The organism is Fusobacterium mortiferum ATCC 9817 (assembly GCF_000158195.2).
GTDB lineage: Bacteria > Fusobacteriota > Fusobacteriia > Fusobacteriales > Fusobacteriaceae > Fusobacterium_A > Fusobacterium_A mortiferum.
In genome coordinates this window covers 1-26,004 of sequence record NZ_GL987987.1, presented here as the reverse complement: position 1 = coordinate 26,004, position 26,004 = coordinate 1, and the positions used below count along the sequence as shown (strand labels likewise).

General features: G+C 30.2%; 29 protein-coding genes, 1 tRNA gene and 1 rRNA gene. 1 reads left to right on the top strand and 30 read right to left on the bottom strand.

All coding sequences use genetic code 11. The features are described 5' to 3' along the window. Positions 1 to 60: 60 nt before the first annotated feature. From nusB to lepB, 25 genes are all read right to left on the bottom strand, one after another. Positions 61 to 459 (bottom strand): transcription antitermination factor NusB, encoded by a 399-nt coding sequence (gene nusB, locus FMAG_RS00155; protein ID WP_005882888.1) that lies wholly within the window; start codon positions 457 to 459, stop codon positions 61 to 63. Positions 460 to 471: 12 nt separating this feature from the next. Further along, positions 472 to 693 carry a DUF2273 domain-containing protein gene (locus FMAG_RS00150; RefSeq protein WP_005882886.1) on the bottom strand — a complete coding sequence of 74 codons (222 nt, stop codon included), beginning with the start codon at positions 691 to 693 and terminating at the stop codon, positions 472 to 474. Positions 694 to 704: 11 nt separating this feature from the next. Continuing rightward, the gene (gene amaP / locus FMAG_RS00145) at positions 705 to 1,229 is read right to left on the bottom strand and encodes an alkaline shock response membrane anchor protein AmaP (RefSeq protein WP_005882884.1); all 525 of its coding nucleotides are present in this window, start codon (positions 1,227 to 1,229) and stop codon (positions 705 to 707) included. A 53-nt stretch (positions 1,230 to 1,282) separates the two neighbouring features. Beyond that, on the bottom strand, positions 1,283 to 1,660 hold the full coding sequence (locus FMAG_RS00140) for an Asp23/Gls24 family envelope stress response protein (RefSeq protein WP_005882882.1): 378 nt from the start codon (positions 1,658 to 1,660) through the stop codon (positions 1,283 to 1,285). Positions 1,661 to 1,733: 73 nt separating this feature from the next. Continuing rightward, the gene (accC, locus tag FMAG_RS00135) at positions 1,734 to 3,080 is read right to left on the bottom strand and encodes an acetyl-CoA carboxylase biotin carboxylase subunit (protein ID WP_005882880.1); all 1,347 of its coding nucleotides are present in this window, start codon (positions 3,078 to 3,080) and stop codon (positions 1,734 to 1,736) included. A 32-nt stretch (positions 3,081 to 3,112) separates the two neighbouring features. Then, on the bottom strand, positions 3,113 to 3,538 hold the full coding sequence (locus FMAG_RS00130; protein WP_005882878.1) for an acetyl-CoA carboxylase biotin carboxyl carrier protein: 426 nt from the start codon (positions 3,536 to 3,538) through the stop codon (positions 3,113 to 3,115). Positions 3,539 to 3,609: 71 nt separating this feature from the next. Further along, positions 3,610 to 7,026 carry a DNA polymerase III subunit alpha gene (locus FMAG_RS00125; protein WP_005882876.1) on the bottom strand — a complete coding sequence of 1,139 codons (3,417 nt, stop codon included), beginning with the start codon at positions 7,024 to 7,026 and terminating at the stop codon, positions 3,610 to 3,612. Positions 7,027 to 7,151: 125 nt separating this feature from the next. Next, positions 7,152 to 7,628 carry a GNAT family N-acetyltransferase gene (locus FMAG_RS00120; RefSeq protein WP_005882874.1) on the bottom strand — a complete coding sequence of 159 codons (477 nt, stop codon included), beginning with the start codon at positions 7,626 to 7,628 and terminating at the stop codon, positions 7,152 to 7,154. Next, a complete protein-coding gene (locus FMAG_RS00115) occupies positions 7,625 to 8,989 on the bottom strand; it encodes an MATE family efflux transporter (RefSeq protein WP_005882872.1) in 1,365 nt (454 codons plus the stop codon). Before FMAG_RS00115 ends, FMAG_RS00120 begins: the two co-directional genes overlap by 4 nt. Positions 8,990 to 9,087: 98 nt before the next feature. After that, a complete protein-coding gene (atpC, locus tag FMAG_RS00110; RefSeq protein ID WP_005882870.1) occupies positions 9,088 to 9,492 on the bottom strand; it encodes an ATP synthase F1 subunit epsilon in 405 nt (134 codons plus the stop codon). A 2-nt stretch (positions 9,493 to 9,494) separates the two neighbouring features. Beyond that, complete coding sequence (gene atpD, locus FMAG_RS00105) at positions 9,495 to 10,895, bottom strand: F0F1 ATP synthase subunit beta (protein ID WP_005882868.1); 1,401 nt, start codon at positions 10,893 to 10,895, stop codon at positions 9,495 to 9,497. Positions 10,896 to 10,913: 18 nt separating this feature from the next. Then, on the bottom strand, positions 10,914 to 11,765 hold the full coding sequence (gene atpG, locus FMAG_RS00100; RefSeq protein WP_005882867.1) for an ATP synthase F1 subunit gamma: 852 nt from the start codon (positions 11,763 to 11,765) through the stop codon (positions 10,914 to 10,916). Between the two features lie 14 nt (positions 11,766 to 11,779). Next, entirely contained in the window at positions 11,780 to 13,282 is a 1,503-nt protein-coding gene (gene atpA, locus FMAG_RS00095) for a F0F1 ATP synthase subunit alpha (RefSeq protein ID WP_005882865.1), read from the bottom strand. Between the two features lie 27 nt (positions 13,283 to 13,309). After that, complete coding sequence (atpH, locus tag FMAG_RS00090; protein WP_005882863.1) at positions 13,310 to 13,834, bottom strand: ATP synthase F1 subunit delta; 525 nt, start codon at positions 13,832 to 13,834, stop codon at positions 13,310 to 13,312. Further along, positions 13,831 to 14,337, bottom strand: coding sequence for a F0F1 ATP synthase subunit B (atpF, locus tag FMAG_RS00085; RefSeq protein WP_005882861.1), 507 nt, complete (start codon positions 14,335 to 14,337; stop codon positions 13,831 to 13,833). Before atpF ends, atpH begins: the two co-directional genes overlap by 4 nt. Positions 14,338 to 14,393: 56 nt before the next feature. Beyond that, positions 14,394 to 14,666: an ATP synthase F0 subunit C gene (gene atpE / locus FMAG_RS00080; protein ID WP_005882859.1), complete on the bottom strand. Its 273-nt coding sequence runs from the start codon at positions 14,664 to 14,666 to the stop codon at positions 14,394 to 14,396. 28 nt (positions 14,667 to 14,694) lie between these two features. Further along, positions 14,695 to 15,564 carry a F0F1 ATP synthase subunit A gene (atpB, locus tag FMAG_RS00075; RefSeq protein ID WP_005882857.1) on the bottom strand — a complete coding sequence of 290 codons (870 nt, stop codon included), beginning with the start codon at positions 15,562 to 15,564 and terminating at the stop codon, positions 14,695 to 14,697. 27 nt (positions 15,565 to 15,591) lie between these two features. Next, complete coding sequence (locus tag FMAG_RS00070; RefSeq protein ID WP_005882855.1) at positions 15,592 to 15,969, bottom strand: ATP synthase subunit I; 378 nt, start codon at positions 15,967 to 15,969, stop codon at positions 15,592 to 15,594. A gap of 9 nt (positions 15,970 to 15,978) precedes the next feature. Next, on the bottom strand, positions 15,979 to 16,197 hold the full coding sequence (locus FMAG_RS00065) for an AtpZ/AtpI family protein (protein ID WP_005882853.1): 219 nt from the start codon (positions 16,195 to 16,197) through the stop codon (positions 15,979 to 15,981). Between the two features lie 106 nt (positions 16,198 to 16,303). After that, positions 16,304 to 17,011 (bottom strand): class I SAM-dependent DNA methyltransferase, encoded by a 708-nt coding sequence (locus FMAG_RS00060; RefSeq protein ID WP_005882851.1) that lies wholly within the window; start codon positions 17,009 to 17,011, stop codon positions 16,304 to 16,306. Between the two features lie 14 nt (positions 17,012 to 17,025). Further along, positions 17,026 to 18,381, bottom strand: coding sequence for a phosphoglucosamine mutase (glmM, locus tag FMAG_RS00055; RefSeq protein WP_005882849.1), 1,356 nt, complete (start codon positions 18,379 to 18,381; stop codon positions 17,026 to 17,028). Beyond that, positions 18,378 to 18,893 (bottom strand): Gx transporter family protein, encoded by a 516-nt coding sequence (locus tag FMAG_RS00050; RefSeq protein WP_005882847.1) that lies wholly within the window; start codon positions 18,891 to 18,893, stop codon positions 18,378 to 18,380. The genes glmM and FMAG_RS00050 overlap by 4 nt, the downstream gene beginning before the upstream one ends. Continuing rightward, on the bottom strand, positions 18,893 to 20,326 hold the full coding sequence (purB, locus tag FMAG_RS00045; protein WP_005882845.1) for an adenylosuccinate lyase: 1,434 nt from the start codon (positions 20,324 to 20,326) through the stop codon (positions 18,893 to 18,895). The genes FMAG_RS00050 and purB overlap by 1 nt, the downstream gene beginning before the upstream one ends. Positions 20,327 to 20,394: 68 nt before the next feature. Further along, on the bottom strand, positions 20,395 to 20,811 hold the full coding sequence (gene rimI / locus FMAG_RS00040) for a ribosomal protein S18-alanine N-acetyltransferase (RefSeq protein WP_005882843.1): 417 nt from the start codon (positions 20,809 to 20,811) through the stop codon (positions 20,395 to 20,397). A gap of 12 nt (positions 20,812 to 20,823) precedes the next feature. Beyond that, complete coding sequence (gene lepB, locus FMAG_RS00035; protein ID WP_005882842.1) at positions 20,824 to 21,762, bottom strand: signal peptidase I; 939 nt, start codon at positions 21,760 to 21,762, stop codon at positions 20,824 to 20,826. Positions 21,763 to 21,973: 211 nt separating this feature from the next. Between lepB and FMAG_RS00030 the strand changes: the two genes are divergently transcribed. After that, complete coding sequence (locus tag FMAG_RS00030) at positions 21,974 to 22,153, top strand: hypothetical protein (protein ID WP_005882840.1); 180 nt, start codon at positions 21,974 to 21,976, stop codon at positions 22,151 to 22,153. Between the two features lie 55 nt (positions 22,154 to 22,208). On the opposite strand, the gene FMAG_RS00025 is transcribed toward FMAG_RS00030, so the two are convergent. The 5 genes from FMAG_RS00025 to rrf form a co-directional block, all read right to left on the bottom strand. Further along, entirely contained in the window at positions 22,209 to 23,759 is a 1,551-nt protein-coding gene (locus tag FMAG_RS00025; RefSeq protein ID WP_005882838.1) for a YfcC family protein, read from the bottom strand. Positions 23,760 to 23,779: 20 nt separating this feature from the next. Beyond that, positions 23,780 to 25,123, bottom strand: a complete 1,344-nt coding sequence (locus FMAG_RS00020; RefSeq protein ID WP_005882836.1) for a Sapep family Mn(2+)-dependent dipeptidase — start codon at positions 25,121 to 25,123, stop codon at positions 23,780 to 23,782. A gap of 108 nt (positions 25,124 to 25,231) precedes the next feature. After that, positions 25,232 to 25,582 (bottom strand): 50S ribosomal protein L19, encoded by a 351-nt coding sequence (gene rplS, locus FMAG_RS00015; protein ID WP_005882833.1) that lies wholly within the window; start codon positions 25,580 to 25,582, stop codon positions 25,232 to 25,234. A 127-nt stretch (positions 25,583 to 25,709) separates the two neighbouring features. Beyond that, positions 25,710 to 25,785, bottom strand: a tRNA-Asn gene (locus tag FMAG_RS00010). Positions 25,786 to 25,798: 13 nt separating this feature from the next. Continuing rightward, positions 25,799 to 25,915: ribosomal RNA gene (rrf, locus tag FMAG_RS00005) — 5S ribosomal RNA — on the bottom strand. Between the last annotated feature and the right edge of the window lie 89 nt (positions 25,916 to 26,004).

Sequence of the window (26,004 nt, the reverse complement as noted above, 5' to 3'; positions counted from 1 at the left end):
ATCTTTATCATTCTTGAGTTTTTAAATATTTATTTAATATTTTATAAAAATTTTTTCTAATTATTTATTTATTATCTTAGCTAATACTCCATTTACAAATTCAGAAGTTTTTTCATCACCATAAAGTTTTGCAAGCTCTACAACTTCATTTACAACTATCTCATGTGGAGTAGTTTCACATAAAAGTTCATATACAGAGCATCTTAATAAAGCTTTTTCCACGTTTCCTATTCTTTCAAAGCTCCAACCAGTGATATTATTATTGATAGTTTCTAATATTCTATCATTATTTTCAGCTATTCCATTCATATATTTTTTTATAAATGCTAGCTCATTTTCATTAGTTAAAACTTCATCTCTTTTTAAATAGTTATCTAGTACCTCTTTTGTACTCTCCTCTTTTAATTCACTTTCAAAAACTAATTTAAATAGTTCTTCTCTTGCTACTCTTCTACTCATTATTTTCCTTTCCTATTCTTCATTTAATTTTTCAGATAATATATTTTTAATTTTTTTTGCCTTTTTAACAAAAACAGGACTTCCCAAGCAATATCCTACAAATGTAACTAATAATATAAATATAGTTTCAAATATTCCAACTGTTACTAATAAAAGTGACACTATAAATCCTACAAAGGCATAGAGGTATCTCTTTCTATTTTGAATAAGGTTTATTATAATTTCATCCAACATGTATCCCACCTCTATTCTTCTGCTTGACTATCAGTATCTTTAACAGCTAATTTAGATATTTTTACTTCTATAGCTCCTACTTCTAGTCCCATCTTATCAGCTAATTTACTTTTTATTTCATTTTGTATTGAAGATGACTTACCAGATATATTTCCATTTGAAAGCATATCTAATCTTACTCTTATATTGAATTTTCTTCCTTTTTTAGAAGTTTCTACCCTTATATTAGAAATCTCTTTATCTTTAGATAAAAGTTCTCTTATAAAACTTGTTACAGAAGCTGAAGATATATATACAACTCCATCTTCTGTTTTTATCTCATAATCTTTTGTTCTTTCAAATAGAGATAAAAATTTTAATATTGATATTATGAAATAAATAATTGATATTGCAAGAACAACTATATCATAACTTAAAGTTCCAATATAAGTGTTAAATTGTACTAAATATTTTGGTACCGCCACATATACTATTCCTGTTATTGAAAGCAAAAATATTCCTAACCATGCAAAAAAGAATATAATTTTTTTAATCATAAATACCACCTATAATAAAAGATTAGAGGTGCTTTTTAAACACCTCTATGGAGTTACGCTTCTAAATCTTCTTCTTCCTCTTCAGAAACTTCTTCAGTTCTAATTTTTACATCTTGAACATAAACATTTACTTCCACTACTTTTAGCCCACTAAGTTCTGATACAGCTTGTAAAACTGCTTTTTGTACATCATGAGCAACTTCTGAGATAAGATATCCATACTCAACAACGATAAATATTTCGATGCTGCACTCTTTTTCTCCTACCTCTACTTTTACACCATTTGTAGGTCTTTTCTTTCCTAAGATTTTACTAACTTCGTCAGCTACTCCTCCAGCTAATTTATATACTCCTTCTACATCAGAAGCTGCCTTAGCTGCTATTGTTTTCACCACATCATCAGATATTCTAATATTTCCTAATTCGCTCATCTGTAACACCTCCGTGTAATCTTCTACTATATATTATACCTAATTTTTTCAAAAAAAACTACTACTTATAAAATTATTTTTTTGAAAAATTTTCTTCTATAAAGTTTGTTGAAGTTTTTCCAGCTAAATAAAGTTCATTATTTAATACTTCTAAATGGAATGGTATAGTAGTATCTATTCCCTCAATTATATACTCATTAAGAGCTCTCTTCATCTTAGCAATAGCTTCCTCTCTATTTATTCCAAAAGTTATAAGTTTTCCTATCATCGAATCATAATATGGGCTTATCTCATATCCTTGGTATGAATGAGAATCAACTCTTACTCCATTTCCTCCAGGAACTATATATTTTGTAAGTACTCCTGGTGATGGTAAGAAATTATTTTCTGGATCTTCAGCATTTATTCTACACTCTATTGCATGTCCAAATAGCTGAATATCATCTTGTGAAATATTTAATTTAGCTCCTGAAGCTATTTGAATTTGAAGTTTTATAATATCTAATCCTGTTACCATTTCAGTTACAGTATGCTCAACTTGAACTCTTGTATTCATTTCCATAAAATAGAATTTATTATCCTTATCTACTAAAAATTCTAATGTTCCAGCCGAATCATAGTTTATAGCTTTAGCTAATGTAACAGCTGCCTCTCCCATAGCTTTTCTTACTTCATATGGTAATGAAAATGATGGAGCTTCCTCAATAAGTTTTTGATGTCTTCTTTGAATAGAACAATCTCTTTCTCCTAAATATATAACATTTCCATATTTATCTCCTAAAATTTGTATCTCTATATGTCTAGGATTCTCTACAAATTTTTCTATATATACATCAGGGTTTCCAAAAGCTGCTCCAGCCTCTGTTTGAGCTGCTACTATGTTCATTTCTAACTCTTCATCATTTCTAGCAATTCTCATACCCTTTCCTCCACCACCAGCTGTGGCTTTAATCATTACTGGATATGTTATTCTCTCATTTACCTCTTTTTTAGCTTCTGATATACTTCTTACTATTCCTGTTCCATTAGTAAGTGGTACATTATTAGCTATGGCTGTTGCTCTAGCTGTTGCCTTATCTCCCATCTTTGTGATACACTCTGGTCTTGGTCCTATAAATGTTATATTGTGCTCTTCACATATTGAAGCAAATTTAGCATTTTCTGATAAAAATCCATATCCTGGGTGTATAGCATCTGCTCCTGTTATCTCAGCTGCTGCTATTATATTAGGAACTTTTAAGTAAGACTCTGTACTAGATACTCCTCCTATACATACAGCCTCATCTGCAAGTCTTACATGTAAACTTTCCTTATCAGCTTCTGAATATACAGCAACAGTTTTTATTCCTAATTCTTTAGCTGCTCTTATTACTCTTACAGCAATTTCTCCTCTATTGGCAATAAGTATTTTTTTAAACATTATTTTTCCTCCTGATAATCCAAGAATTTTGATTATGAAATCTTAACTTTTATTAATGGTCTTCCATAATCTACTGGCTTACCGTTTTCAATATATATTTCTTCTATTTTCCCTGAAAATTTAGCTATTACTGGTAAAGCTACTCCAACAGCAACTACATTTCCTAATTCCTGTCCCTCTTTTATCTCTTGCCCTACTTCAATTATAGGTGTCCCATCTTTTTTTAGATAGTTATATCTTCCTATATGTTCAGATACTATATCTCTACAATTTACTACTTTTTTCTTAGTTTCCTCTTTTTTTGCTTCAACTTTTTTAGAAGCTACTGGTTTACTCTCTGGTATAAGAGAACCTTTTATATTTATTTTTATTTCAGATGTTTCATATGATATCTCAGTCAATTTTTTCTCTTGAAGTATTTTCATTAACTCTTCAATAGTATTTACATCACCTTTCATAAAATCCTCCTTATATAATATCAATATATTTTACCACTAACTTGCCTATATTTCAATAAAAATTACTACCGTTATTTTATAGTTACCCTCTCTTCTCCCATCAATTCTACTATTTCATCAAGAAAAATCTTATCTGGAGTTATATTATATTTACTTTTCTTTATCTCTTTATGATTTTTATCTTTAATAGCAAAGAAAACAGGTGTTTCTCCTACCGATTTATTTAAAATCTCCTTGAGTCTACTAAATTTTTCTCTATCCTCTTCTACCATTAAAATATACAATTTTAAATTTTTCTCTCTAACTATATCATCTAAAAACTTTAATTTTCTAACTATAAGTTTCTTATTCTCAGTTCCTTTAAAATAGTCTATCTGTATGCTTCCTTCAATATATACAGGTTTTCCTTCTAAAAGTATATGAGTATATCTCTCATAATCTTTTGGAAAAAGAACACAAGAAATCTTATCATAATAATCTTCTAATTCAAAAACTCCCATTATCTGTCCAGAGTTTTTAGTTACTATTTTTTTTACATCTCTTAGTATTCCACAAGTTTTTAAAATTTGCGTAGTCTTTTCTTCCTTTATTTCGTTGATAGGAGATAATCTAAATACTTTTATAAGTCTTCTATAACTATCTAATGGATGTGCACTAAAATAAAATCCTAAATACTCTTTCTCCTTAGATAACAATTCATCTAAAGAGTATTCTGTTACTTGAGGCAATGTAAATACTCCTAAAGAGGATTTAGCTTCACCAAAAAGATTCATCTGCTGTATATCATCTTCTTTTAATTTTCTATTAGCATAATCAATTATCTTATCTACTGATTCAAATTTTTGTCTTCTATTTCCAGGAAGTCCATCTAAAGCTCCAGCTAAAATCAAAGACTCTAATGCTTTTTTATTAAGTCCATACTTTTTAGTTCTCACTACGAAATCTTCTAAATTTTTATACTCTCCATTTTCATTATACTCTTCAAGTATCTTTTCAGACACTCCCTCTCCTACATTTTTTATAGCTGCTAATGAAAATACAATTCCATCTTTATCTACAATAAATTTAGAAGTAGCTCTATTGACATCTGGAAGGTGTAATTTCAAATTATGTACTTTAGCATCATCTACATAATAAGCTATATCTTCAATATGTGCCATCTCTGATGTCATAAGTGCTGCATAATAATGTTTCATATAGTGAGCTTTAAAATAAGCTGTCCAATAAGCTATAAGGGCATAAGCTGCTGAGTGAGATTTATTAAATCCATATCCAGCAAATTTATCTATAAGTTCAAACATCTCTAGTGCTTTCTCTTCACTATAACCATTTTCTATTGAACGAGTAATAAATTTTTCTCTATTCTCCTCCATTATTTGAACATTCTTTTTTCCCATAGCTCTTCTTAATAAATCTGCTTCTCCTAAAGAGTATCCAGCCATTATATTAGCTATCTTCATTACTTGCTCTTGATATAGAATTACTCCATAAGTTTCCTTCAATGTTTGCTCTAATGATGGATGTGGATATTTTATCTCAGTTATCCCATTCTTACCATTGATGAAATCATCTACCATTCCAGAGCCAAGAGGTCCAGGTCTATATAGAGCTAAAAGTGCAATGATATCTTCAAATTTATCAGGTTTTAATTTTACTAATATTTTTCTAATACCCACTGACTCCATCTGGAATACTCCAGATGTATCCCCTCTAGAAAGCAATTCATATACTTTTTTAGAATTTAGTGGAATATCCTCTAGCCTAATCTCTTCTCCTAAGTCCTCTTTTATATAATCAATAGTTCTTTGTAAGTTAGTAAGATTTCTAAGCCCTAAAAAGTCCATCTTTAAAAGTCCTAAATCTTCTAACTCTTTCATTTGATATTGAGTAGAAACTACCTTATTTTTCGTGTCACAATAAAGTGGCACTGTATCAGTAAGTGGATCCTTAGTAATTACTATCCCTGCTGCATGTACAGAGGCATGCCTTACTTTATTCTCTATCTTAGCTGAAATATCTATAACTTTTTGTATCTCTCTATCTTCTAAATACTGTTTTCTAAACTCCTCTACTCCCTCTAAAGTCTGCTTTATAGTAGCATTAAAAGGAACTAATTTCGCCACTGCATCTATTTTACTAAGTGGAGTATTTAGTACTCTTCCTACATCACGAATAGCTGCTCTAGCTTTCATGGTTCCAAAGGTAATGATCTGAGCTACCTTATCAGCTCCATATTTTTCTATAACATAATCTATTACCTCTTGACGTCTTTCTTGACAAATATCTATATCTATATCTGGCATAGATATTCTCTCTGGATTTAAAAATCTTTCAAAAATTAGATTATATTTTAATGGGTCTAGTTGAGTTATTCCCAATGCATAAGCTATCAAACTTCCAGCAGCAGAACCTCTTCCTGGTCCTATTGGAATATTTTTTCTTCTGGCAAAATCTATAAAATCCCATACTACTACAAAGTATCCAGCATATCCCATCTTCTCTATTATTCCAAGCTCATACTCCACTCTTTCTACTATACTTTTAGTAAGACCATGAGGATACCTTTTAGATAATCCTAAATACACTAACTTTCTTAAAAAAGCTTCAATAGTTTTTACACAAGTAGGTATCTTATAATCTGGAAATTTGAAATGTCCAAACTCTATATCTACATTACATCTCTCTGCTATAATAATAGTATTATCTACTGCCTCTAGATATTTCTCTCCAAGCTGTCCTAATACTTGCTCTCTACTTTTTAAAAATAGCTCTTCAGTTTCTATTCTCATTCTCTTTTCATCAGAAAGTTTAGCTCCTGTTTGCACACAAATTAAAATATCTTGAAGTGTGTGCTCTCCCTCATTTACATAATGAGTATCATTAGTAGCTACCAATTTTAAATTATTTTGCTTAGCTATTTCATAAAGTTTTTCATTTAATTCAAATTGCTCTTTTATTCCATTTGCTTGTACTTCTATGAAGAAATTCTCTTTTCCAAAAATATCTACATACTCATCTATTGCACTAGATATTTTATCTTCACTTTCCATATCTAAAATTCTTCTAGATATCTCTCCCTGCATACAAGCTGAAAGAGCTATTAACCCTTCACTATGTTCTTTTAAAAAATTTTTATCTACTCTTGGTTTATAATAAAATCCTCTTATAAAACTCTCTGAACTTATCTTTAAAAGATTTCTATACCCTTCATTATCTCTTGCCAAAAGGATTAGATGAAAGTTTCTTCCTTCTTTATCTTCCATTCCCCTTTCACAAACATAGGCTTCCATTCCTATTATTGGCTTTATCCCTTTTTTTCTTGCCTTTTTATAAAATTCTAAGGCTCCAAAAAGATTTCCATGGTCAGTAATTGCTATAGCTTGCATTCCTAACTCTTTGGCTCTACCTAAATAATCATCTATCTTTCCTACTCCATCAAGGAGGCTATATTCAGTATGTAAATGTAGATGTACAAAATTCTTTATCATATTTTTTCCTCCTTTTTTCTTTTAATTATACCATAAAACCTCATTTTTCAATACTTCTTATTTTCATCTAATAAAAAAAGAAAATATATTTAGAAAGCAATCTAAATATATTTTCCTTTAATTTTTTATATCTCTAAATACATAATTCTACTAAAATTTTCAAATCCTAATCCTTTATAAAATGATATTGCACTTTTATTAAATTCATATACATTTACTTCTATTCTATTAATTCCTTTTTCTTTAGTCCAGTCTAAGATAGTATCAAATAACATATTTCCTATTCCCATTCCTCTATATTCTTCTTTGACTATTATAGTATCTAAAACTATCCATTCCCTATCTATTTTCAAAGGGTAAGGAACATTTTTCTTTTTTATCACTTCAGCTAATCCTAATAATTTACCTTCACTCTCTGCTACAAATATCTTACTATTTTTATCTTTACACATATTTTCTATATGTTCTAAAGTTCTTCCCTCTATATTCCCTTTTTTAAAAATATTTGGTAAGTTTACCCTATGATGTTTATCTAAATCTTCAAATAATGAGTTCATCTCTTTTAAATCTTCTACCTTTCCCTCTCTTATCATTATATTCATATCTTTTCCCTCTCATCTTTTAATATTTTTCTTATAGTCATCAACATAGCTATATAACAAGCTGTTCCTCCTACAAAATTAGAAATTGGTTCAGCTAAAAATACTCCCTTAACTCCTAAATTTGCTACATATGGTAAAAATAAAGTTAATGGTACTACTACTATTATTTTTCTAAAGAGTGAAAAAAATACAGCCTGTTTAGATTGTCCTAATGCTACAAATATTGATTGCCCTGCTACTTGAAAAGCCATCATAAAAAATCCAAAGTAATAAATATTCATAGCAGGTATACCCTTTACTAATAGCTCATTATCTGAACTAAATACCTTTATAAAATTTTCTGGAAATATAAATACAACTATCCAAGCTATTAACATATATATAACTGTTACAACAGTAATAAAAAATATTCCTTTTTTTATTCTATCATATTTTTTAGCCCCATAATTATACCCTAAAACTGGCTGTGCTCCAGTTGTTACTCCATGAATTGGTAACATTATTACATCTCTTATTGAGCTTAATACAGTCATTATTCCAATATATACATCGCCACCCTGACCTTTTAGTGTAGCATTACAAGCAATTTGAACAGCTCCATTTGTAGCAGACATTACAAATCCAGCTAATCCTAAGCCCATTATATTTTTACTCAATTCGCTCTCTAATTTCATACTTTTTTTATTTAACTTTAATATTGTCTTATCTCCTAATAAAAATTTCATTACCCAAATTACTGATAATAGCTGTGAAATTATCGTAGCTATTGCAGCTCCTGATATCCCCAAATTAAAATAAAATATAAATATAGGATCTAATATGATATTTATAATTGCACCTAAAAGTATTGTCATCATCCCAATTTTTCCAAAACCTTGAGAATTAATAAAACCATTCATTCCTGTTCCTAACATTATAAATGGTGTCCCTAATAAATATATTTTTAAATATTCTGCAGCATAAGGATAAGTTATATCACTAGCACCAAATATATAAAGAAGAGGTTTCATGAATATATACGATGAAAGCATTAAAATAAAACTACTTATTATCAATAAGATAAAAGTATTTCCCATTATAACTTCTGCTCTCTCCATATCATTTTTTCCTCTTGCAATTGAACAAAGCGGTGCTCCTCCCATTCCAAACAAATTTGTAAATGCTGCTACAATAGTTACAATAGGAAAGGTTAATCCTAATCCTGTAAGTGCTAATGAAGAACTACCTTGAAGATGACCAATATATATTCTATCAACTATATTATAAAGTACTTGTACCATTTGAGCTATTGTCATTGGAATAGCAAGTCCCATTATATGTTTATAAATATTTCCTTGTGAAAAATCATTTTTATTCTCCATATTTATCTCACCTATTTATACAATCTCTTAATTTTATTATACTCCTTTTTTTATATAAAATAAATAAAAAAGCAGCCATTTAGACTGCTTAATTATTTTTATAATAATTTTTCTGCAACTTGTACTTTCATTAAAGCCTTGTGTAGATTTTTTTGAGTTAAAAGAATATCTTTATCTTCTTGCATTTTAGCAAGTTTAGCTTTTAACTCTTCTACCTCTTTTTTAGCTCTCTCTACATCAAGCTGATCAGCTGGAATAGCTTCAGTAGCTATAATAGTTACTACGTTATTAGAAATTTCTAATAATCCTTCTGAAACAAAGTATTTCTCTTCTTTTCCATTAAGTCTTATCTTCATTTCTCCTGTACTTAATCCAGCTATAAATGGAGAGTGATTTGGGAGTATTCCCATATCTCCCTCTGTTGTTCTTACAAGAACAAACTCAGCTTCTTGCTCAAGAACTTTCTCCTCATAAGTTACAACTTTTATTTTAAATGTAGCCATAACTATTCATCCCCTTTCATAAGGTCTCTCGCCTTTGCTACTGCCTCCTCTATTGTTCCTACATATAGGAAAGCTTGTTCAGGGATATCGTCATGTTTACCTTCTAATATCTCTTTAAATCCTCTGATTGTCTCTTTTACTGGAACATATTTTCCTTCCATTCCTGTAAATTGCTCAGCAACTGAGAATGGTTGAGAGAAGAATCTTTGAATTTTTCTTGCTCTTGATACAGTAAGTTTATCTTCATCAGATAACTCGTCCATACCTAAGATAGCAATGATATCTTGAAGTTCTTTATATCTTTGTAATACTTCTTGTACTTCTCTAGCAACATTGTAGTGCTCTGTTCCAACTATATCAGCAGATAGAGCTTTAGATGTAGAATCTAATGGGTCAACTGCTGGATAGATTCCTAATGATGCTATTTGTCTTGATAAAACTGTTGTAGCATCTAAGTGTGAGAATGTTGTTGCTGGTGCTGGGTCAGTTAAGTCGTCTGCTGGTACATATACAGCTTGAACTGATGTAATTGATCCAGATTTAGTAGATGTGATTCTTTCTTGAAGAGCTCCCATCTCTGTTGCAAGGTTTGGTTGGTATCCAACTGCAGAAGGCATTCTTCCTAATAGAGCTGATACTTCAGATCCAGCTTGTGTAAATCTGAATATGTTATCTATGAATAGTAGAACGTCTTGTCCTTCTTTATCTCTGAAGTTCTCTGCTACAGTTAATCCTGTTAAAGCAACTCTTAGTCTTGCTCCAGGTGGCTCATTCATTTGTCCATAAACTAGAGATGTTTTAGATAAAACTCCTGATTCAGTCATTTCATCATAAAGGTCTCTTCCTTCTCTTGTTCTTTCTCCTACTCCAGCAAATACTGAAAGTCCTCCATGTCCCTTAGCAATGTTATTGATAAGCTCCATAATTAGAACTGTTTTTCCTACTCCAGCTCCTCCGAATAGACCAATTTTTCCTCCTTTAATATATGGTGCTAAAAGGTCAATTACTTTGATTCCTGTTTCGAAAATTTCAGTTTCTGTTTCTTGCTCCTCAAAGCTTGGAGCATCTCTATGTATAGGTAAATATTCATCTGTTTCAACTGGTCCGTTGTCGTCAACTGGTTGTCCTAAAACATTTAATATTCTTCCTAATACTGCTTTTCCTACTGGTACCTTTATAGGTGCTCCAGTGTCTATTACTTCCATACCTCTTTGTAGTCCGTCAGTAGAATCCATTGCTACCGCTCTTATTACATTATTACCTAAGTGTTGTTGTACTTCTAGTACAAGCTCTTTATCATCAACCTTAACTTTTAAGGCATTGTATATATTAGGCAATTTATCTTTAAAAGCAACGTCTACAACGGCACTAATAATCTGAGTTATAGTTCCTTTGTTTTCCACCCTATTGCCTCCTAATCATTAATTTAAAGCTGCTGCTCCACCAACAATCTCTGTGATTTCTTGAGTGATTGCAGCTTGTCTTTCTCTATTGTACTTCAAGTTAAGCATTGTCATCATCTCTTCTGCATTTTCAGTTGCATTCTTCATAGAATTCTTTCTAGCTGAATGCTCACTTGCAGCATTATTTAATAGAGCTTGATAAATCTCAACATTTAAATATTTTGGAAGAAGAGCAGATAAAATTGTTTCTGCATCTGGTTCAAAAATATACGAAGTATTTTCTTTAGCCTCTACTCTTTCTATTGGAATAAGTTTTTTAACTGTTAAATCACTTCTAAGAGCTGATATGAATTTATTATAAATTACATATACCTCATCAAAAATATTTTCATAATAGTAATCTACAATATTCTCACTGATTTCTTGAGCTTTTTTACCCATAGTTTCAGGTACAAGTTGTACATAACTTGCTTTTAAATCATAATTTCTCTTAGTGCAGTAATCTCTTGCTTTCTTTCCGATAGCAATTACTGAAACCTCTTTTCCACTATTAGCTTTTCTAATTTTTTCTAACTCTTTTAATGTTGCATGGTTAAAACTTCCACAAAGTCCTGTATCAGAAGTCATAACTATGACACCAATTTTTTTAACTTCATCTCTTCCATCAAAAAGAGGATGTCTTTCACTTTTTATTCCAGCCGCTATATTTGAAAGTATAGTTTGAATACTCTCAGCAAATGGTCTAGACTTTACAACTAGAGCTGAAAATCTTTTAAACTTAGTAGTAGAAACAATTTCCATGGCTTTAGTAATTTGGTGAGTAGACTGAACACTTTTTATTCTATTTTTTATCTCTTTAGCTCCAGCCATTCTCCCACCTCTTCCTAGTTAAAATTCTTTTTAAATGCGTTAATAGCATCTCCTAATTTAGCTTCAATATCTTTATCAAGAGCTTTTTTCTCTCTAATTTCATCAAGAATATTAGTTGTATTTTTTAATTCAGTTATTAATTCTGCTTCAAATCTTCTTACTTTATCTAATTCAATAGAATCTAAGTATCCATTAATTAATGCAAAGAATGATACTACTTGCTCTTCAACAGCATATGGTTTGTATTGAGATTGCTTTAATACTTCCATGATTCTGTGTCCTCTTTCTAGTTGAGCTTTTGTAGCTTTATCTAGGTCAGAACCAAATTGAGCAAATGTTAATAATTCATTGTATTGTGCTAATTCAAGTTTTACTTTAGCAGCAACTTGTTTCATAGCTTTTATTTGAGCTGATCCTCCAACCCTTGAAACTGAAATACCTGCATTGATAGCCGGTCTGAATCCAGAGTTAAATAATTGAGAATCTAGGAATATTTGTCCATCTGTAATTGAAATTACGTTTGTTGGGATGTATGCAGATACGTCTCCAGCTTGTGTTTCAATTATTGGTAGAGCTGTTATTGAACCTCCACCTAATTTATCAGATAATTTAGCTGCTCTTTCAAGTAATCTTGAGTGTAAGTAGAATACGTCTCCTGGATAAGCTTCTCTTCCAGGTGGTCTTTTAAGTAATAATGACATCTCTCTATAAGCTACTGCATGTTTAGAAAGATCATCATATATTATTAATACATGCTCACCTTTATCCATGAAGTACTCTCCCATAGCTACTCCTGAGTATGGTGCCATATATTGTAATGGTGCAGCTTCTGATGCTGTTGCAGCAACGATAGTAGTGTACTCCATAGCTCCTGCATCCTCAAGCTTTTTATATATTTGTGCTACAGTTGATCTTTTTTGTCCAATAGCAACATAGATACACTTTACCCCTGTTCCTTTTTGGTTGATAATAGCATCAATAGCTATAGCAGTCTTTCCTGTTTGTCTATCTCCGATGATTAATTCCCTTTGTCCTCTTCCAATAGGTACCATTCCATCTATAGATTTAATACCTGTTTGTAGTGGTTCTGATACAGGTTTTCTAGAGATGATTCCTGACGCTTTTCTCTCTATCTCCATGTATTTTTCAGGTTTAATCTCACCTTTTCCATCAATTGGTTCTCCAAGGGCATTAACTACTCTTCCTAACATAGCTTCCCCTGCTGGAACTGAAACAACTCTTCCAGTAGCTTTAACTTCATCTCCTTCTTTAATTAGGGAGAAGTCTCCTAGAATAACGGCTCCAACGTTATCTTCTTCTAGGTTTAGTGCCATTCCCATTACTCCATGTGGAAATTCTAGAAGCTCTCCAGACATTGCACTACTAAGTCCATAGATTCTTGCAATACCGTCTCCTACTTCTAATACTGAACCTGAAGTTTTTATATCAAGACTTTTTTTATAGTTCTCAATCTCATTTTTAATTATGCTGCTAATCTCTTCTGGTCTAATGTTCAACTGATTTACACCTCCTGTTACAAATCATTATCTTTTCTTTATATTTTCTAGCTCTTTACGTATAGAACCATCTATTACAGTATCACCTATCCTGATAATACCTCCTCCTAAGATGCTCTTATCAACTTTTATAGCCAGTTTAACTTTTTTACCAGTTTTCTTTTCTAAGTTTGCTATTAACTTAGTTTTTTGAGCTTCACTAGGCTCAACAGCAAAAGTAGCCTCTACATCTACTATCTGATTTTTTTCATAATAAATTTTTAGATACTCAGCTGTTATATTTCTTATGTTTTCCATTCTTTTTTTATCTAAGATATAGAAAATTATATTTTCTATTGTCTCATCAGAATTTTTAAACATCTCTTTTAAAACTCTTTTCTTCTCATCTAATTCAATTAATGGATGAGTGATAAAAGTTTTAAATTCATTATCATTTTTATAAAGCTCCATCATTTGATTTAAAGCTTCATATATCTCTTTTACTTTATCACTAGAAACTGCGATTTCATAGATAGCCTCTGCATATCTTCTTCCTACTTGGTTAGCTATCATTTTTCTTCCCCTACCCCTTCTATAAACTCATCTATTAAGGTAGACTCGATTTTTGGATTTATTCTCTCTTCAATAAGTTTTTCAGCTAATTTAACTGCAAGAACTTTAACTTCCTCTTGTAATATCTCCTTAGCATCTGTTTTCATTTTAAGAGCTTCCATTTCTGCAGTTTTTATAATTTTTTCTCTTTGAGTTTTAGCCTCATTTAAGATACTTTCTCTTCTCTCATCTGCTTTTTTCTCAGCAGTTTTAAGAATTTCATTAGCTTCAATTTTAGCTTTTCTTAAAATTTCTTCAGATTCTTTTTGAAGTTTTATAGCTGCTTTTTTATTTTCATCAGCTTCTCTTAAATCGCTAGTTATCTTTTCTTTTCTACTGTCTAACATTTTACCTAAAGGTTTTTTGAAATACTTGTTAAACACAAATACAAGTATAAAAAAGTTTATTATCTGCCAGAACATATTAATATCTACTGATACTACTGGCATTATAGTTGTCGCCAAATTTTCTACCTCCTTTCCAGATGATAATCAGTTATTTTTTGTGACTGATTATAGGATTATCCTAATAATCCAATGAAAGGATTTGCATACATTAATATTAATGATACAACTAGTGAGTAAATACCTGTTGACTCAGATACTGCTTGTCCTAAAATCATTGTAGAGATGATATCTCCTTTTGCTTCTGGTTGTCTTGCTACTGATTCTACCGCTTTACCAGCTGCATATCCCTCTCCAATTCCTGGTCCTAATCCAGCTATCATTGCACATCCTACACCTACTGCTGATGCTGCTAATACTATTGTTTTTGCTAATAACATTTGATCCATTTTTTTACCTCCTGATATTTTTAAAACTTTATTCTTCTACATACTCACTGTCTCCAAGAGAACCTTGAATATATACCATACTTAACATTATAAATACGAAACTTTGTACTAATCCTGAGAATAGGTCAAAGTATAAGTGTAATCCTGCAGGTATTGCTGCTGGAGCTCCCATATATAGAAGTCCCATAATTACTCCTCCTGCAAATGCATTTCCGAAAAGTCTGACTGATATATTTACTGGTTTTGCAAACTCTCCAACAATATTTAATGGTAACATTACTGGAATTGGTGCTAAGAAACCTTTAAAATATCCTAAAACTCCATTTGTTTTTATACTTGCTTTTAAGAACATAAATGTTGTTAAAAGTGCTAATCCAACTGTTGTATTCAAGTCAGATGTTGGTGATCTAAATGCTGGAGCAAAAGTTATATGTCCATCAACTATAGAAAACCATGGAATTGGAAAGAAACTTATTGTATTTGCTGTAAATATAAATAGAAATAATGGTCCAATGTATGATAGATATTTTTTCTTCCATGAACCCATCATCTGTCCTACTACTCCATCTAAAAAAGCATATATACTTTCTAAAATAAGTTGCAATTTACCTGGAATTACTTCTAACTTACTAGTCCCAACTCTAAAAAGTATAAACATAAATAATATTAAAAACCAAGTAGTAACTACTGTAATTGTAACTGGTAACCCATATCCACCATTTGCTGTTTCCATTGCAAAAGGTATCTTATGAAGGAACTCTGGTAATGGAATAAAGAAGACTACTCTTGGTCCTTCTACCAAAGGGGGTACCTGAAACTCTATAAAACTCAGTTTCCTAATAATCCCTCCAATTGCTGCTATTATAGCTATTGGAATAATTGTTTTTAGTTTGTTCATTGATTATCAAACCCTCCTTTCTTAATATTATTTTAGGTTTTTATCCCTTATTTTAATAACTTTATCAGAAAGAGCCATAAGTAAAATATTTGCTTTTACATTTAGAAGCCCTAGTCCCGAACATATTATCATTGACAGCCCAAAAAATTTTGCCATCACTCCTAAATAAACACCATATAGAGCATATCTTTGAAGATATCCTAAGATACCTCTTTTATATGAACCTTGTTGTGTTGCTATTATCTTTTTTACATCTAAGCATAACAAATAAAGTCCTAAGATGGATACCAAAGCTCCAGAAAACATTCCAAAATATACCTCTTTGCTTCCAATAATTATTCCATAAATCAATATTATCAAAGCTGTTATTCCAGTTCTTTTAAATAAACTTTTTATTTTATCCACTTAATCTCCTTATTTTCTCATTATTGCTACATAGGCATTATAAAATCCACTTATAACTCCTATTATGACTAAAACTATAAATAATATTGTACTCTTAAAAAAATACTTTTCTATTAATTTATAGATTCCAATATATAAGAGTATATTTCCTACTATTAAAAAACCTAAATAACTTAATAAAGATAACGCATGTATAATATCTTTCGTGATCCATTTAACAAATTTCATATACTCTCACTTGCTCCACTATATAATTTTATAATATAAAACAAAAATAGTCAAACTTATTATGATTTTTTATTAAAATTCTTTTTTATAATGTTATAAATATCACTTATTTTTTCAATAAATACACAAATCTTTTTCCTGCTATTTTATCATTTATTACTCTTTTAACTAAAGTTAATCCAACTTTTTTTACACTTTCTTCTATCTCATTATGAGTAAAGATTTTTTTAGAATATGATTCTGTTAATTTATCCCAACTTCCACGAGAATTTTTTAAGAAATATGTAGCATCTATATAATCTATTCCTTCTTCTATCTCATGTTCCCAAATACAAGTTATATCTTTTCTATTATCTACAAAAAGTCCCCCAGGAAACATTGTATCCATAAACTCTCTATCCACTATATCAAAAATATAAACTCCTCCATTATTTAAAGAGTTAAGCACACTCTCTAAGTGACTTTCTAACTCTTCTACTGATACCATATGATTTACAGTATCAAATAATGAAACCATAATATCATATTTATATCCAGTATCAAATTCAACCATATCTCCTAAGAAAAGTCTGACTTCTCTATGTTTTAATTTTCTTTGAGCTATTTTTAACATCTCTTCTGACAAATCCATACCATCACATTGATAGTTCTTTGTCATTCTTAGAAGTAATTCTCCTGTTCCACATCCTATGTCTAAAAGAGTTTTTCCATTAGGTTGTCCCTCTTTTATTAACTCTTCTACCTGCTTTTCCCAAGCTCCATAGTCAGAAAACTCCATAAATTTGTCATATAATTTTGAGAAAACTTTATACATCTATCTCTCCTTAATTAAGCTAGCTCTTTCTTTACAACTTCAGCTATCTCATTTACAACTTTTTCCACCATATTCATCTCTTTACCTTCTACCATCACTCTTACTAATGGCTCCGTTCCAGATGTTCTAACTAAAACTCTTCCAAGTCCTTCCATCTCTTTCTCTTTTTGAGCTATAAAGTCTGTTATATTTTTATTTTTATTCCAAATATTTTTCTTGTTATTATCTACAACTACATTTACTAATTTTTGTGGCCAATCTTTTATATCTCCTATCATCTCATCTAAATATTTCTTTTCATCTCTTAAAGCTTCAACTAATTTTAAAGAAGTTAAAACTCCATCACCTGTTGTTGCATATTGTAATAATATAATATGTCCAGATTGCTCTCCACCAATAGCTACATTATGCTCTATCATTTTTTCAAGTACATACCTATCTCCTACATTGGCTCTAAGTAGCTCTATTCCATTTTCTTTTAAATAATTTTCAAATCCCATATTACTCATTACAGTTGTAACAACTTTATTTTCTTTTAATTCCCCTTTTCTTTTCATTCCCATAGCAAGAGTAGCTATTATTTTATCTCCATCAATTATATTTCCGTGTCTATCTACAGCTATTAATCTATCTGCATCTCCATCATAAGCAAGACCTAAATCTGCCTCATATCCTACTACTACTTTTGTAAGAATTTCTGGATGAGTAGAACCACATCTTACATTTATATTAGTTCCATTTGGAGCATCATTTATAAGTACTACCTCTGCTCCTAGAGCTAAAAATACATCTTTAGCTATTCTATAAGCTGAACCATTAGCTGTATCTACAACTATTTTCATTCCTGAAAAGTCTCCATTTACAGAAGCTAATAAATGGTCTCTGTATGAATAATATTCATCTTCTGCATATTTGAATTTTCCAACTTTATCTCCAGCAATTGGATTAGCTAAAATAGTTGGATCATCCATAAGTCTTTCTATCTCTAATTCTACTTCATCAGGTAACTTATATCCGTTTCCAGCAAATACTTTTAATCCATTATCTTTAGCAGGATTGTGAGAAGCTGATATCATTATACCTGCATCTGCTTTCTTCGCTTTTGTTAAATAAGCTACCGCTGGAGTTGATATTACTCCTACAAAATCCACAGGTACTCCCATTGAAGTAAGCCCTGCAAGCATTGCTGACCTCAACATATATCCAGATATTCTTGTATCACACCCCATAATTACTTTTATTTTCTTTTTATCTGGATTTTCCCTTTTTAAATAATATCCAAGAGCATATCCTAATCTTAAAGCTATATCTACAGTTAGCTCTCTATTTGCTTCTCCTCTTATTCCATCTGTTCCAAAGTATTTTCTCATTCTATTCTGCTCCTTCTTAAATTTAACTTTTCTCCTATAAAGCCAGTAATAACCCCAGCTCCTACTCCTATAATTAAAAAAATCCACACAAACCCCATAATAGACTTTGAATATAAAGAAACATTTCTAAACATAAGGAAATATACTACTATGAGTTGAAATAGATTGTGTAGAAAAGCTGATAACGAACTGATTGCTATCAATGAAAGATATTTTCTAAATTTATATAACCCTATCATAAATATAGTTGTCAAAGTCCCTGCAACAAAACTTATTATAAACCCAGGTGTAAATAATGTACCTAACATTAATCCTTGAATAAAGATTCTAAGTAATACTAACTCAACAGCAAACTTAGAATCAAATTTTTCAAGGGCTACCAAAACAGCTATATTTGATAGCCCTATTTTCATCCAAGGAAATGGTTTTGGAATAAAGTTTTCTGCAAGGGAAAGATATAATGCTACTAAAACAAATGCAGTTAAATATATCTCTCTTTTTCTATTTTCCATTAAACCTTTAAAGTTGCTTTCATTCCTAATCTATTACTATATTTTTCTAATATTGGCTTAACCTCTATATTTACAAATTCCTCTGTTTGCTCTGGAGCAAATCCAATAAAGTTTTTAGGGTCTAATATCTCTAATAATCTATCTTTGTCTAAGTTAAAGTATTTATCATTGATTATTCTATCAATTAAATCATTATCTTTTCCTTTAACTTTTACATTTTTTCCAGCTTCCATTGAATGAACTCTTATTCTCTCATGTAATTCTTGTCTATCTCCACCATTTTTTACACATTCCATTATAATATATTCAGTTGACATAAATGGTAGCTCAGCCATAATTCTTTTTTCTATCATTTTTGGATAAACAACTAATCCATCTAAAACATTCTTCCAAATGATTAATATAGCATCTACTGCTAAGAAAGCTTGTGGTAATGATAATCTTTTATTAGCAGAATCATCTAATGTTCTTTCAAACCATTGAGTTGATGCTGTCATAGCTGTACTTTGTTGTAATGCTATTACAAATTTAGCTAATGATGATATTCTCTCACTTCTCATTGGATTTCTTTTATAAGCCATCGCTGATGATCCAATTTGACTTTTTTCAAATGGTTCTTCTATCTCTTTTAAATGTTGTAAAAGTCTTAAATCATTTGTAAATTTATGAGCTGATTGAGCAATATTTGCAAGTAGATTCATTACTTCAGAGTCAACTTTTCTATCATAAGTTTGACCTGTTACTAAAAATCTCTTACCAAATCCCATTTTCTCAGTTATTCTTCTATCCAACTCTTTTACTTTTTCAAAATCTCCATTAAATAACTCTTGGAAACTTGCTTGCGTTCCAGTAGTTCCCTTTACTCCTCTAAATCTTAAAGTATTTTCTCTAAACTCTAACTCTTCTAAATCTAATAATAAACTTTGTAACCATAAAGTTGCTCTTTTTCCAACAGTAGTAAGTTGTGCTGCTTGGAAATGAGTAAATCCTAAAGTAGGTAAATCTTTATTTGCCATAGCAAATTTTGACATTTCAGAAATTACATTTACTAATTTAGTTTTTATAATATCTAATCCATCTTTTATTTGAATTAAATCAGTATTATCTCCAACGTAGGCACTTGTTGCTCCTAAGTGGATTATAGGCATAGCCTTTGGAGCTTGTGTCCCAAATGTATGTACATGTGCCATTACATCATGTCTAAACTCTGCTTCTTTTTTAGCTGCTAATTCATAATCAATATTATAGATATTAGCTTTCATCTCTTCAATTTGCTCATCAGTAATATTCAATCCAAGTTCCTTTTCTGCTTCAGCTAAAGCCACCCAAAGTTTTCTCCAAGTAGAAAACTTTTTGTCTGGAGAAAAGTTTTCTAACATCTCCTTTGAACTATATCTTTCTGCTAGAGGGTTTGAATAAATATTTGTTTCCATTTTTTACCATCCTTTTTATACGTATTAGTTATTTTATAGATTTTTTGTGATTTAATTATGTATAATTTTTAAAAATTTTTTACCATTATAATAGCTGCTTCTCTGGTGTCAGGATAATAATTTTTTCTTTTTCCTACCTCTTCAAATCCACAACTTTTATAAAATTCTCTGGCACTATTGCTCTCTCTAACTTCTAAGAAAATATCCTTTTTCATTTTTGAAATCTCATCTATTAAAATTTTTCCTATTCCCTGTCTTCTATATTCAACTAAAGTTCCTATCTTCATAATTTCTAGAGATTCACTATTATCAAAAAGGATTATATATCCCTTTATTATATTTTTATCATTTACTGCTAATATTTGATATTTCTCTTTATCTGATATTATCTCCTCCAATTGATTTAGAGTATAGGAACTATTAGGAAAACATTTTTTTTCTAATTCTTCTAATATTTTTACATCAATATCATAAACTATTCCCATCTTCACTCCATACTATTTTAAAAGTGATATTCTATTCAAAGGCCAAAATCTTACAAAAGCTTTTCCTTTTATTCTACTCTCTTTTACAAATCCCCACATTCTTGAATCATAGCTCCCATTAGTATTATCTCCTAAAGCTAAATAATAATCTTCATCAGCTGTTACAGTAACTTTTTCTCCAGAAAGTATCTTTTCTACAGCTTTTGAATCATGAATAATATCAAGTACCATTCCTGTTTTTTCTCCATTAACTCTAAATTCTAAATCTGGAAGTATTTGTGCTACTGCTCCTGGGTTATCTACTAATTGTTTTTGAACTTCAGCAACATCTACTGGTTTTCCACCCTTGCTCCATGTATACTCTCCATAATTAGCTCCAGGTATAACTTCTATTGTATCTCCTTTTTTAGGTATTATCCAGTAATTAGCCTCTCCTAATTGTCCTAAACTAGAGTACTCTCTTATATTTATTTTCTCATCATTAACATAGAGATGATTATCCTTTAAAAATACCTTTTCTCCTGGTAATCCCATTACTCTTTTAGTATATAAAACTTTATTTTGAATTGGCTCTTTAAACACTATTATTTCATTTCTCTCTGGCTTTCTAAATTTATAGACTACCATATTTCCAAAAAGTCTATCCTTAGGCATTATAGTAGGTTCCATTGAACCTGTTGGCACTAAAAAATTTCCTAAATAAATTTTTTGAATAATTAAAACTAAAATAAGTGCTGTTCCAATACTTTCTATAAAAGCAATTGCTTTTTTTAAAAATATTCCTGAGCTTTTTCCTTCCCAACCCAACTTTAAAACTAGATTGTCTGAAAATTTATCTCTATTAGTTTTTATAAAAGCTCCTATTTGTTTCTCTTTAACAAATAAAATTATAAATATTATTGTTATAATAATATAAAAAATTCCATTCAATATTAATTTACTTTTTTCCATATTTCACTCCATAAACCTTGATTAATATATATTTTATCATATTTTTTTAAAATTTACATTAAATTTTCACCTCCCTTTGAAAAGATATTTTTTAGACTCATTTTTACTACAAAATGTTTTAATTTTTATTTTATTGACATTAGTTTATCAAAACACTAATATTTATAGTAAGAAGATATCTAAAAATTATTATTAGGGAGGTTTTACTTTTATGATTCAAAAATATCAAAGTGAGTTAGATAAAATTCTTATCAGCTGTAATATTTGTAAAGCAAAATTATGTAGTAGTTGTCCTAATGGAAAAAGAAAAAGATATTTAAAGGAAGAGTTAAAAAAACTTCTGCCTCAGCAAGAGACTTTTTTAGAAAGAATAAAAAATTTTTTAATTTAAATAATTAAAAAGAGAAGGAATTAATACTAAAAGGTATTGTTCCTTCTCTATATTTTTAAATTAATCCTAAGAACTGTGAAGCTGAAATTATTAAACACCCTATCGCTAACATTGGTAATAATATTTTCAATACAAATTTTAGATATCTATCATATGGTACATGGAATAATTCTAGTGTCCCCATTGTACTTGCTCCAGGATAAATTCCACACATAAAATTAATCCCCACAGTAAATGCTGATATCAACATTACTTGCCCACCAGCAGCTCCAATATCTGAACCTTGAAAAAGTGCCATTGTTACAGCACCTAATATTGGCATTGTTATTCCTGCTACTCCACTTGTAGATTGTAAGAAAAATCCTATTCCTACATAAGCAACCACTGTTGCTATTGAAAAAGCCCAAGATGGTATTCCTTGAAGAGCTGTTTGAATCCAATAAACAAATGTTACAGACATTCCTTCACTTTTACTTCCCATAAGTACAGATATACCATTAGCAACAGAAAGTACTAGTATTACTCCTAATAAATCCTTAGCACCATTTGCAAATTCTTTTACAAACTGCTCCTCTGGCATTCTATTTATTAATCCAATTAATATTGACCCTAATAAGAAAACAAAGGCAAATTCTCCAAAATACCAATCACCAAAAGGAGTGAAATGTTTAAAGCCACTTAAACTTCCTAATATAGGTATTGAAGCTATGAAATTAATAGGAGCATTTATAACATCTTGAAATGTTCTTCCACCATCTAATTCTATTACATACCAAGGCATATAACCTAATATTAGTAATATAATTATTCCAACTAATACCATAATCGACCAAAATCTTTTTTTAGTAAGTTCAGGTAATTCATGTCCCTCTTCATTTACTCTTGTATTTACTTCAATACCTGCCACTATTGATTTTTCTTTATCTTTTTTTACAGTATTAGCATACTTTATAACATATACTACTCCCACTAGATATAAAGCTAAAAATATTACCATTCTTAAAATCATCCCACTACCTAGAGAAAGCTCTGGATTTCCTATTGCTCCAATTGCTGCTCCTACTGAAAATGGATTTACAACACTAGCCATATTCCCAGCTGTAGCTCCTATAAATAAAACTGCAAGTCCTGTCATTACATCATAACCAGCTAATACAAATAATGGAACTATAACTATTGAAAATGCAGGAATCTCCTCCCAAAAACCAAAAACACTTCCAAATATAGCAAATACAAACATTAAAATTGCTATAAGAGATGTCCCTGTATATCTTTTTAGTAATCCTCCTATTCCAGCATCTAAAGCTCCTACAGAATTAATTAATCCTAAAAATGCTCCTGCCATAAGTATTGCTATACTTACTGGTCCAGCATTTTGGAAACCAGTTATTGGTGCCATAATAATATCCCAAAGCCCAGCTGGTTGTGCTCCTACTCCTCTTATAATTTCTCCATTGCTATCAAATATTGCATTATAAATTACTTCTTGAATTCCACTCTCATTTGTTACAACTACTGATTGAGGAACTATCCAGGTTAATACAGCAGTTATTAATAAAAATATAAAAACTATAGTATATGCACTTAGCATTTTCTTTTTATTCATTTATATTCTCCATTCTAAAATTATTTATTAAACTTTTCAAAAGCTTTCATATAAATTTTCATAGCTTTCTTTATATCATCCAATATAATATACTCATTTGGTTGATGCTCAGTCTTAGGACTTCCTGGTAAAACACACCCAAAAGCTACGCAATTATTCATAGCTCTAGCATATGTTGCTCCTCCACTCGCTACTGGTTGAGACTCCATATCTCCTGTAATTTCTTGATAAGCACTCATTAAAGTTGTGATTAATTCAGAATCTAATGGCACATATATAGATTTTAAATAATCATGCTGTATATATTCAAATCCATACTCTTTAGCTTTTCTTGATAAAGTTTCTACTATTTTTTCTTTATCATAAGTTACAGGTATTCTCATATCGATCATTAATATTTCATTTTCTTCAGTAAATTCTATCTTACCTACATTAAATTTTAATTCCCCTGAATGTTCATCTTTTACTAATTCAAAAATTGGCTCAGCAAAATCATACCCTATCAAATTTTCAGTTATAAATTTTCCTGATTTAGTTTCTTTTCCTAGTTTTGTAAGAGCATGCATATATCTATTAATAGCATTTATTCCAGTCTCTGCCACTTGTGCATGGACACTTTTTCCTACTATCTCTATAACTTCATCTTTATCTTTAAATTCATAATTTAATTCTAGTAATACTTTCATTAATTCCTCATTCTTTGGAACTATAATATTTGATGGAACAGAGTTAAATGCATCTCCCCCTTTAAATACTAAACCACTCTCATTTTTAGCTATAAGTTTACATTGTAACAATCCTTTTTCTGAATAAATTAATGGAAATTTTGAATCTGGAGTAAAGCCTACTGTAGGTATTTCCTCTTTTTCAACATACTTTGGCATATCTCTCCATAAATTTTCCTCATCTGTTCCAAATATAAATCTTACTCTGTATTTTAATTTAAATCCATAATCTAAAAGTGTTTTTAGTGCATATATAGCAGCTAGAGTAGGTCCTTTATCATCTTGTGCTCCTCTTCCATAATATTTTCCATCTTTTATTACAGGTTTAAAAGGTTCATTTTCCCATTTACTTAAATCTCCTGGTGGGACTACATCAAGATGTCCTAATACTCCTACTAATTTTTCTCCACTACCTATTTCAGCATATCCATAATATCCTTCTGAGTCAATATAAGTTCTAAAGCCTAATTCTTTACAAATATCTATCATCTCTTCCAACACTTTTTGAATATTTTCTCCAAATGGATATTTAGTAGAATCTTCTTGATAATAACTTGGAATAGAAACTACTCTATCTAAATTATTTAAAAATTCTGAAAAATTATTTTCTAGTTTTTCATAGTAATTATTATTATTCATCTTACTCTCCTTTTACTTTTTATAATTATTATATATTAATTATATAATATTTTAATTATTTTAGCTAGAAAAAGAAAAAGGAGATGGAAATTTCCATCTCCTAAAAAATTATTTTCTGATTTCTTTGATTCTTGCTTTTTTACCAGAAAGTCCTCTTAAGTAGTAAAGTTTAGATCTTCTTACTCTTCCAACTTTTAATACTTCGATTTTATCAATCATTGGAGAGTTTACAGGGATTATTCTTTCTACTCCTACACCAGCAGTTACTTTTCTTATTGTGAAAGTTTTTGCAATTCCTCCACCATTTACTCTAATAACTACTCCTTCGAATAATTGAACTCTTTCTTTGTTTCCTTCTACAACTTTGTAGTATACTGCAATAGTATCTCCAGCTTTGAATTCAGGAATGTCGTTTCTTAAGTAGCTTTGCTCTACTAATTGAATTAATTTTTCTTTCATTTATTCTCCTCCTAAAGATATTCATTTAATTTATTTGCTATTAAAGCGGAATATCGAATTAACTTTAGTATTTTATCATAATTCCTATAAAATGTCAAGGTAAAATAATTTACAAAAAATAAAAAAATGGCGCTTCCTAATGGACTCGAACCATTGACACTGCGGTTAACAGCCGCATGCTCTACCGACTGAGCTAAGGAAGCACTCTTATTGAGAGCTTGGCAAGTTCCTATCCTCCCAGGAGGCTTCCCTCCAAGTACTTTCAGCGTTTACGGGCTTAACTTCCAGGTTCGGAATGTTTCTGGGTGTACCCCCGTAGCTCTTCTCACCAAGCATTATTAACTTCTTTTAATGGAACATTCAAAACTATATAGTAAATTCAAGGTTAAAACTTCGACTTATTAGTATTGGTCAGCTAAAGG

Excerpts from the sequence above, each read along its gene's own strand:
- nusB (WP_005882888.1), bottom strand. The coding sequence starts at position 459 with ATGAGTAGAAGAGTAGCAAGAGAAGAACTATTTAAATTAGTTTTTGAA.
- FMAG_RS00150 (WP_005882886.1), bottom strand. The coding sequence starts at position 693 with ATGTTGGATGAAATTATAATAAACCTTATTCAAAATAGAAAGAGATAC.
- amaP (WP_005882884.1), bottom strand. The coding sequence starts at position 1,229 with ATGATTAAAAAAATTATATTCTTTTTTGCATGGTTAGGAATATTTTTG.
- FMAG_RS00140 (WP_005882882.1), bottom strand. The coding sequence starts at position 1,660 with ATGAGCGAATTAGGAAATATTAGAATATCTGATGATGTGGTGAAAACA.
- accC (WP_005882880.1), bottom strand. The coding sequence starts at position 3,080 with ATGTTTAAAAAAATACTTATTGCCAATAGAGGAGAAATTGCTGTAAGA.
- FMAG_RS00130 (WP_005882878.1), bottom strand. The coding sequence starts at position 3,538 with ATGAAAGGTGATGTAAATACTATTGAAGAGTTAATGAAAATACTTCAA.
- FMAG_RS00125 (WP_005882876.1), bottom strand. The coding sequence starts at position 7,026 with ATGATAAAGAATTTTGTACATCTACATTTACATACTGAATATAGCCTC.
- FMAG_RS00120 (WP_005882874.1), bottom strand. The coding sequence starts at position 7,628 with ATGAATATAATGATAAGAGAGGGAAAGGTAGAAGATTTAAAAGAGATG.
- FMAG_RS00115 (WP_005882872.1), bottom strand. The coding sequence starts at position 8,989 with ATGGAGAATAAAAATGATTTTTCACAAGGAAATATTTATAAACATATA.
- atpC (WP_005882870.1), bottom strand. The coding sequence starts at position 9,492 with ATGGCTACATTTAAAATAAAAGTTGTAACTTATGAGGAGAAAGTTCTT.
- atpG (WP_005882867.1), bottom strand. The coding sequence starts at position 11,765 with ATGGCTGGAGCTAAAGAGATAAAAAATAGAATAAAAAGTGTTCAGTCT.
- atpH (WP_005882863.1), bottom strand. The coding sequence starts at position 13,834 with ATGATAGCTAACCAAGTAGGAAGAAGATATGCAGAGGCTATCTATGAA.
- atpE (WP_005882859.1), bottom strand. The coding sequence starts at position 14,666 with ATGGATCAAATGTTATTAGCAAAAACAATAGTATTAGCAGCATCAGCA.
- atpB (WP_005882857.1), bottom strand. The coding sequence starts at position 15,564 with ATGAACAAACTAAAAACAATTATTCCAATAGCTATAATAGCAGCAATT.
- FMAG_RS00065 (WP_005882853.1), bottom strand. The coding sequence starts at position 16,197 with ATGAAATTTGTTAAATGGATCACGAAAGATATTATACATGCGTTATCT.
- FMAG_RS00060 (WP_005882851.1), bottom strand. The coding sequence starts at position 17,011 with ATGTATAAAGTTTTCTCAAAATTATATGACAAATTTATGGAGTTTTCT.
- glmM (WP_005882849.1), bottom strand. The coding sequence starts at position 18,381 with ATGAGAAAATACTTTGGAACAGATGGAATAAGAGGAGAAGCAAATAGA.
- FMAG_RS00050 (WP_005882847.1), bottom strand. The coding sequence starts at position 18,893 with ATGGAAAATAGAAAAAGAGAGATATATTTAACTGCATTTGTTTTAGTA.
- purB (WP_005882845.1), bottom strand. The coding sequence starts at position 20,326 with ATGGAAACAAATATTTATTCAAACCCTCTAGCAGAAAGATATAGTTCA.
- rimI (WP_005882843.1), bottom strand. The coding sequence starts at position 20,811 with ATGGGAATAGTTTATGATATTGATGTAAAAATATTAGAAGAATTAGAA.
- lepB (WP_005882842.1), bottom strand. The coding sequence starts at position 21,762 with ATGGAAAAAAGTAAATTAATATTGAATGGAATTTTTTATATTATTATA.
- FMAG_RS00030 (WP_005882840.1), top strand. The coding sequence starts at position 21,974 with ATGATTCAAAAATATCAAAGTGAGTTAGATAAAATTCTTATCAGCTGT.
- FMAG_RS00025 (WP_005882838.1), bottom strand. The coding sequence starts at position 23,759 with ATGAATAAAAAGAAAATGCTAAGTGCATATACTATAGTTTTTATATTT.
- FMAG_RS00020 (WP_005882836.1), bottom strand. The coding sequence starts at position 25,123 with ATGAATAATAATAATTACTATGAAAAACTAGAAAATAATTTTTCAGAA.
- rplS (WP_005882833.1), bottom strand. The coding sequence starts at position 25,582 with ATGAAAGAAAAATTAATTCAATTAGTAGAGCAAAGCTACTTAAGAAAC.